A 7,534-nucleotide genomic window follows, 5' to 3' on the forward strand; every position below is an offset into this window, starting at 1 on the left:
CCTTCGCGATTGCCGCTGCGATTTCGCCGCCGCTGTGAATCACATCCGATTGAAACCGTCGTCGGCGAATACCTTGCCGGCATGACGGACTCGTTTTGTAACGCTCAGTACAAATACGCGACCGACGGCAGCACCGGCCCGCTGGCCGACTGGTAACGAGAAGCTCCGTCTGTGACCTCGTTTCGGGCGCCCCGTTTTTCGCCGCTGCAGAAAATCGGTAAGAAGACCATTGGGTAAGAATAGGATGAATCGCGCCATCCCTTCGATTTAGCCCATCTTCCTACCTCCAAAATCTTCCTACCTCTCTACTCAGCCACCGCGCCCTGATGATTCGGGGCAAAAGGATGGAGTGGGGTAAGCGTCCTGCTTGCCATCCGCGGCGACTCTGCCGGCGCGCCGATGGCGGCCAAGACGCAGCAGCCCGGGAACCAGGCAAAAGAATTGCCGCTAGCCAGGCGGCGTCAGGGAACCATCGGCTTGATTCCGCTATCTTAGTGCCATCACCCCCGGTGGTTCGAAGCGAACGATCCCCCCTATTCTCTCCCGACCGCACTGCTTCATCCGATGAGACCGATCTGTTCCAGGGTTGCTCTGCACGCGTCCTTCTGTTTCCTGCTGCTTTGCTTGTCCTGTGGGACGCTGCACGCCCAACGCCCCTCCGACACGATCACACCGGTCCGCGTCGGTGATCAGGTCGAAGTCCAGTGGTTTCGGACTTGGTACCCCGCAACCGTGCAGTCCTATTCCGCAGGCATCGTCACGGTCGAATACGATCGCGGCGGGCGGATGACCACCGGCGAGTTCAAATTGGAAGACACGCGTTTTCCCAACGGCGAAGGCGCGTGGATGGTCTGGAAAGACAGTTCCGGCAAGTTCAGCGTCGAAGCACGCTACATCTCGCGCACCGAAACGGAAGTCAAGATCCGCAAGGCCGACGGTTCGGAACTGACGATTCCGATCGACAAACTTGCGTCCGATCTGCGAAAGCAGGTGCTCAAGGTCCCGGTGACCGGAAACGAAAACATGATCGACGGCGCCAATCCGGTTCGCGTCGGCGATCAAATCGAAATCCAGTACTTCTCGAAGTGGTACCCCGGCGTGGTCAAGCGCGTTCTGCCCGGACAGGTGGAAGTGGCGTACGACTACGGGACGCTTAAGAAAGAAGGAACGTTTCCCCTCGCGGAAATCCGGTTTCCAAACGGCGAAGGTCGTTGGCGACTTTGGACCGATGCCTCCGAGAAATTCAAAGTCGTCGCACGCTACATTTCACGCACTCAAGACAAGGTCACGATCCGTAAGGAAGACGGTTCGGACGTCACGATTCTCATCGCACTTCTATCACCGAATTTGCGCAGCCTGTTGGCCAAGACGCCGATCACGGGCGAAGAAAACAAACTCGATGGCGCGAACCCGGTACGTGTGGGGGATCAGATTCAAGTCAAGTATTGGTTCCAATGGTACGACGCCGTGGTCACCAAGGTGCTTCCGGGCGAAGTCGAGGCACAGTTCAAACGCCACAATCGCGATCTGACCGAGCGGATCAAGCTGACCGACATTCGTTTTCCCAATGGCGAAGGCCGCTGGCGCGAGTGGTCCGATGCATCCGGCAGCTTCACCGTGATCGCCCGGTTCATCAGCCGCGACGAAACCCATGTCACGATTCGAAAGGAAGATGGCACAGACTCACGCGTCGAAATCGCCAAGTTGAATCCGACCTTGCGTCGACTGCTTGCCGAGACGCCGATCATCACCCCGCGGCCAAGAAACTTTGATTTCCAATCGCCGCGTCAGGAGTTTGAAGTTTCCGCCCGGGCTCCGGATTTAGAGCAACTCGTCATCTCCGCCTCCGCGACGACTCAACCCGTCTTCGGAACCGGTGGAACCGGATTCGCAATCTCGAAAAGCGATTCCGTTTCGGCGGCCATTCCCGTCGGCGGTGAAGACCAGTGGGTTGCCGTGGGCGCGTTCTCCAAGAACAGCAGTCGCAGCGGTGGCGAAACGCGGCTGTACTGGGCCAGCCCGAAAACGAAAGCGGTGGTCGAAGGCCCCGTGTTTCTCGATGACGAGCGGATCGTTGACTATTCGGCAGAGCAATCGCGTTTGTTGAGTGTTCAGGTCGGCGGGTATTGGAGCCAACCGATTCGATTCTGCACCTATCGTGTCGGCGTCGGCGAAACCACGGCGCGGGCGGAAGCCAGTTGGGAGATCCCGGAATCGAAAGGGTCGTTCGGGCGGCGTTCGCAGTACATGGCCAAACTGATCGGCGGCAGTCGGTTATTGCTGGGCAACGACGCCTCGGTTTCTCTGTACGATTTTGCCACGCGAGAAATCGTGTACTCCATCTCCGGCGTGTACGAGAATCGTTTTTACCTGCATCCCAGCGGCGAGTTCTTTGCGGTGATGGACAACAGCGGCGGCGTTGGCGTGTTTGAAATCGATGGCGGCCGACAATTGGCGTATCGCGGCGGCGGGCGAACCTACGGCAGCGGTGTTGGTTTCAGCCAAGACGGCCGACACCTGTTGACGGTCAGCGGCAGCGAAATTTCAATCTGGGATTTGTTCGACGGCGGCCAACCCCAAACGCTTCGACAAGGCGGTCTGGCGGTCGGGCCGGGAACACCGATCACCCTGTTGTCCGGCGGTTGGATCTCCGCCGGTTCCCAGATCTACAGCACGGGACTGAAACTGGTCGTCTGGAACTACGTCGGTAAAGGCGTCTCGATTGCAGATCGCCAGATGCTGGGGCGACAGATGCTGGTCGCCGCCACCACGAATGTTTCCGGCCAGGCACACGCTCTGGTCGGAACCGCGACGGTACCCCACCAAGACGCAATCGAATTGATGAAAAAAGTCGATCCCAACTCGCTCGTGATGCTCAAACCCGGACTGGGCGTTCGCATCGAAGCAAGCGGCGATTCCCGGATCGCACAAGGGCTGCGACGCGCCGCTGCGGCGCAAGGTTTTCGCGAAGACCCGAGTTCCGAAGTCATCTTGAGCGGTTCGGCGGGTCCGGGAAAACCAGAAAAACGCACCTATCAATTGACCTCGTTCGGACGCATCGGCGGCAGTCAAACCGAAGAACACACCGTCACGCCGTGGATCCAGAAAGTGGAGATTCGTTACCGTGACCAATACGCCTGGGGAACGCAGTACGGTGGCGTGCCGTCCTTTGTGTCCTTCAAAGAAGGCGGTTCGCTCGGCGCGGAGCTGCAGAAATCGGCGCAGTCCTCTTATGACATGTTCAATGATTTGAAGTTACCCGAGGAGCTGCTCTACCCGCGTTACCAACACGGCCTGGGAACCACTGAAATCACCCTCAACGGCTTCGTCGACAAAGCCAACTAGTGGCGTAGGTCATGCCATCAGGCGAATGTCTGTTCGCCTTCGTAGGTTCCTGCGGGGACCGTCGCGGGTGTTTCTCCACCGACCAGACTTGCAGTGCCTTGGATGATGATGCCCGAGGACAGTTTCAGGTTTCCACTGACGTTCAACGTCTCGCAGCCTCGCAGCGACGGCGTGTCTTCAAATCGCTGATCCAGATCGCTGATTTTTTTGAAGTAGCGATCGTCCAGGGCGACGTTCGGCGGGACGCCATTTCGCTGCTCGATCAAGCCCACCGAATAGTCCGCGCGGACTTCGTAGGCGTCGGAGCGAACGGCGATCAGGTCACCGGTCGTTTTGACCGGGGCGAATCGCGATCGGGGAACGCGAATGGCATCGGTCTCCGGCAGCACTTCGATTGCAGCGCCCATCGCGGTTTCAAGCTGGTAGACCGGCGTCGACGCAGGATCTTTCGGGTCGACCGTTTTTCGGTTGGTGATCGTCGGCAGCGAGACGACGCCATCGTTCGATTCAAGGAATTGCGACAGAGCTGCTAGATCGATCCACAGGTTGTTGGTGTTGAAGTAGCGATGCTTGGTGATGTCCTGGAACTGTTCTTCTTCGTCGCCGTGGCATTGGGCTTTTTCACGCAGCAACAGTTGACCGTCGCCGCGACGCGCCAAGTGACCGCCTTTACGGTCCGCCGCCGTGCGATCGGCGACCTCCATCAAAAACGATTTCCCGCTTTCGATAAAGTGCCCCAAAATGCTCAAGTCCAAGGTCGCGCCCAGGTTGTCCGCGTTGGAGACGAACAAGTAGCGCCGGCCTTCTTGGAGCAATCGTTCAAGCGTACCACTGGTCACCAATGCCGCGTAAATGTCTCCGTGACCGGGAGGGCACCACTGCATCGATGGATCGGCCGGCCACACCGCGGGTTCGAGCGTCTGCGCATCGATCTTGGGAACCTGGTGCTGCAGGAACGAGATCACTTCCACATCAAGGTCACCCAACGCCGCGATCGCTTCGTCGGTTTGCTCTGCGGTCGAGAAACTGTTCATCAGCACCAACGGCACCGACAACAACTCGGCTTGGCGAAGGATAAAACTGAGGAAGGAATCTTCGCCACGCACGGGCAACAACGATTTGGGGCCTTCCAAGCCCATCGATGTGCCCAGTCCGCCGTTGAGTTTCAACACGGCAACGGAATCGAGTCGTGCGCGACCGGCGTCTTGCATGGCCGGCGGAAGTGTTTCCGCGTCAACCACATCCGAGACCGGCTGGATTTCTGCTTCACGGATGAAGCTTTCCGTGCCCGAGCAAAGTTTTTCGTAATGTTGCCGAAACAATCCCTTCACAATGTCGGGGACGTCGGCGTTGTCGAGAACGGCTTGGACGGCGGGCCAATTGGAAGACATGTTTGGATGCGTCGACGGAGGAAAGATCTGTTTGATAGGTTTATAGGTGTAAGGCGAGTGGCAGTTCAGATCAAGTCCGTCGGGGGGAGGAGCCCGCCGTCACGGCTTTTTCAACGCGACCGGCTTTTTTCGGTTCGGGTACAACTCGCGGCAAAGGTCGCATCTGGTTCCGTCACAGCCCCGCGCGGTACAGAATTCTCTCCCGTAGAAGATGATCTGCAGATGCAGCTTGTTCCACGAGTCGCGGGGAAACAATTTCTTCAGATCCGTTTCGGTTTGGACCACATTCTTGCCGTTGGAGAGTCCCCAGCGCTGGGCGAGGCGGTGGATGTGCGTGTCGACGGGAAAGGCCGGAATCCCGAACGCCTGGGCCATGACCACGCTGGCCGTCTTGTGTCCGACGCCGGGCAACGCCTCCAGCTGCTCGAACGTTTGCGGAACCTGGCCGGCATGTTTCTCGATCAGGATCTTGGACAGACCGTCGAGACTTTTGGCTTTTTGCTTGGACAGACCCAGCGGACGAATGATCTCCAGGATCTTCTCTTGCCCCAACGCCGCCATCTTTTCGGGGGTTCCGGCGACGCGAAACAGTTCCGGAGTGACCTCATTGACTTTCTTGTCGGTGCATTGCGCGCTCAACAAGACGGCAACGAGCAACGTGAACGCATCGCTGTGATCGAGCGGGATCGGCGTTTCGGGGTAGAGTTCGTCTAGTCGCCGCTGCACCAGCGCGGCACGTTCCTTTTTCAGCATCGTTGGCAGATCGCAAGCGGGAAGCTTACGCCACTTAGAGGGTCGGCGGGGGCATTTTCATGTGCTCGAATGCCTTGCTGGTCGCCATTCGTCCGCGACGCGTTCGAACGATCAATTCGCTGCGCAACAGGAACGGTTCGACTTCGTCTTCCAACGTATCGCTGCTGACGTTCATCGTGTGGGCGATCGCTTCGAGCCCGCTGGGGCCACCGCCGAACACGCGGATCAGGGTTTCCAGATAGTTTCGATCCTGTTTATCCAGTCCCAGTTTGTCGATCCCGATCATGTCCAACGAATCACGGGCGACACCGATCGTGACGGACCCTTTCGCTTTGATTTGGGCGTAATCGCGAACCCAGTGCAGTCGATTGTTGGCCAAACGCGGCGTCCGACGACTTCGGCGAGCGATCTCTCCGGCGGCCGGCTGATCGATCTCGACGGACAGCTTTTTGGCGTTTCGAATCACCAGTTCACAGAGCTGGTCGTCGCTGTACCAGCCCAGGTGTTCGCGGATCTGGAATCGGTCACGCAGCGGCGCGCTGAGCATGCCGGCGCGTGTGGTCGCGCCGATCAGGGTGAACGGCTGCAGTTCAAAGTTCAACGTTCGAGCGTTGACCCCTTCGCCGAGCACGATGTCGATCCGAAAATCCTCCATCGCCGTGTACAGGTACTCTTCGACCGCCTTGGGCACCCGGTGGATTTCGTCGATGAACAGCACCGACTTTTCCGAGACGTTGGTCAGGTAGGGGAGCAGATCCTTGGGGGCGCTCAGCCCGGCCCCGTTGGCCATCTGCACCGTCGTGCCCATTTCGGCGGGGATGACGGTCGCGAAGGTCGTTTTGCCCAACCCTGGAGGGCCGTCAAACAGGATGTGCCCGAGCGGTTCGCCCCGACCGGTGGCCGCATCGATCGCAATCTTCAGCCGCTCGATCACATCGCGCTGGCCGACCATTTCGTCCAGCCGACGCGGCCGCAGCTTTCTCTCCTGATCGTCGGGACCATCGGCGCTGGCCGACGCGACGACCGGCGGATCTCCCGGCGGAAGATCACCCGGGACCGCGGGATCGGATTGTTGGTAGACTGCTTCTCGCGCCATTGGGTACTCATCCGTGTGGAAACGCATTTGCGAAGATTTCTTTGCAACCGTTGTTTTAACCGAATTTGCCTTTCAAGTCGGCGCGAGATTTGATCGGTGCCCGACGATTCTCGGCCGGGGCAGGCCAATCCCCGCTTTCTGAGAAAGGCCTACGCCCCTGCAGATCCCCCGTCGGCACCGCCCACGCAAGGATTTTCCAATGACTGACTCCCTCTCCTCCTCTCGTCCGATTGACGTTTCCGACCCCGCGATCGTCGCCCAATACGAACCCTACCTGAGGATGCTCGCCCGGACGCGGATGCGGCGGGCCTACCAGGCAAAAATCGGGGCCTCCGACATGGTGCAACAGGCGATGATGCAGGCCGTGCAGGGATTCGAGGGGTTTCGCGGGTCCACCGAAGGCGAATTGCTGGCTTGGCTGAGACAGATCCTGGCGCACCATCTGTGCCACCTGGATCGGGACCTGCACCGCGACAAACGCGACATCCGCCGAGAACAATCGATGGAGCAAAAACTCGCCGCCTCGTCGATGCGTCTGGAAGGACTCCTCGCCGGCGACGCTCCAACACCCAGCCAGAACGTCGCGTTCGGCGAAAGCGTGATTCAAATCAGTCGGGCGATCGCCCAGCTTCCCGAAGCCCAGGCCGATGCCGTTCGGCTGCACTACCTGGAAGGCATGAAGTTAAGCGAAGTGGCGGCGGAACTGGGGAAATCGACCGGCGCCGTCGCGGGGCTGTTGCATCGGGGAATGAAGGCGTTGCGGAAGCAGCTTGGAGAATGATGTCGCACACGTTGGTGTCCAGCCTTCAGGCGCATCCCCACGCGCTGCGAAGCAGCAAGACGGGCGGCTAAAGCCTGCACACCAGCGCATGTTGGTGTCCAGCCTTCAGGCGCATCCCCACGCGCTGCGAAGCAGCAAGACGGGCGGCTAAAGCCTGCACACCAGCGC

At 59.3% G+C, this 7,534-nt stretch carries 6 protein-coding genes; 3 read left to right on the plus strand and 3 right to left on the minus strand.

Annotation, left to right across the window (positions count from 1 at the left end; translation table 11 throughout):
* The first annotated feature begins 9 nt into the window (after positions 1–9).
* Together ABX749_RS14860 and ABX749_RS14865 are read left to right on the plus strand one after the other, a co-directional pair.
* Positions 10–156, plus strand: a complete 147-nt coding sequence (locus ABX749_RS14860) for a hypothetical protein (protein ID WP_372896665.1) — start codon at positions 10–12, stop codon at positions 154–156.
* 408 nt (positions 157–564) lie between these two features.
* On the plus strand, positions 565–3,345 hold the full coding sequence (locus ABX749_RS14865; RefSeq protein WP_372896661.1) for an SHD1 domain-containing protein: 2,781 nt from the start codon (positions 565–567) through the stop codon (positions 3,343–3,345).
* Positions 3,346–3,362: 17 nt separating this feature from the next.
* On the opposite strand, the gene ABX749_RS14870 is transcribed toward ABX749_RS14865, so the two are convergent.
* The 3 genes from ABX749_RS14870 to ruvB all read right to left on the minus strand — a co-directional run bounded on the left by ABX749_RS14870 (position 3,363) and on the right by ruvB (position 6,585).
* Entirely contained in the window at positions 3,363–4,736 is a 1,374-nt protein-coding gene (locus tag ABX749_RS14870; protein WP_372896662.1) for a UTP--glucose-1-phosphate uridylyltransferase, read from the minus strand.
* 99 nt (positions 4,737–4,835) lie between these two features.
* The gene (gene nth / locus ABX749_RS14875) at positions 4,836–5,489 is read right to left on the minus strand and encodes an endonuclease III (RefSeq protein WP_372896663.1); all 654 of its coding nucleotides are present in this window, start codon (positions 5,487–5,489) and stop codon (positions 4,836–4,838) included.
* Between the two features lie 34 nt (positions 5,490–5,523).
* Positions 5,524–6,585 (minus strand): Holliday junction branch migration DNA helicase RuvB, encoded by a 1,062-nt coding sequence (gene ruvB / locus ABX749_RS14880; protein ID WP_372896664.1) that lies wholly within the window; start codon positions 6,583–6,585, stop codon positions 5,524–5,526.
* A 199-nt stretch (positions 6,586–6,784) separates the two neighbouring features.
* On the opposite strand from ruvB, the gene ABX749_RS14885 reads away from it, so the two are divergent.
* A complete protein-coding gene (locus tag ABX749_RS14885) occupies positions 6,785–7,366 on the plus strand; it encodes a sigma-70 family RNA polymerase sigma factor (protein ID WP_095742537.1) in 582 nt (193 codons plus the stop codon).
* Positions 7,367–7,534 lie beyond the last annotated feature (168 nt).

It is taken from the genome of Stieleria sp. (genome assembly GCF_041595215.1).
Lineage (GTDB): Bacteria > Planctomycetota > Planctomycetia > Pirellulales > Pirellulaceae > Stieleria > Stieleria magnilauensis.